Raw genomic sequence first — 277 nt, forward strand, 5'->3', positions numbered from 1 at the left:
TGATAAAGTGAATATAAAACTAATGAAATGCGGTGGCATACATCCAGCTGTAAAGCTCGCTCATCAAGCTGAAATGGCCGGCATTGAATGCCAAGTGGGATCAATGGTCGAATCATCTGTTGCCTCTTCCGCAGGATTCCATGTCGCTTTCCCAAAATAAATCATTACTAGCGTCGAGCTAACAGGGCCATTAAACTTCACAAAAGACATCGGACACCTACATTACGACGTACCATTTATTCGCCTAAACGATAAACCGGGATTAGGCATTGAAATA

Annotated in this window: 1 pseudogene; it reads left to right on the top strand. The window is 42.6% G+C overall.

Annotated elements, in window-relative coordinates:
- Nucleotides 1-277, top strand: a pseudogene (locus KVT27_RS24400) (enolase C-terminal domain-like protein); the annotation flags it as partial.

The sequence above is a fragment of the Lysinibacillus sp. GbtcB16 genome, from assembly GCF_019091145.1.
In the GTDB taxonomy this organism is placed as follows: Bacteria; Bacillota; Bacilli; order Bacillales_A; family Planococcaceae; genus Lysinibacillus; species Lysinibacillus fusiformis.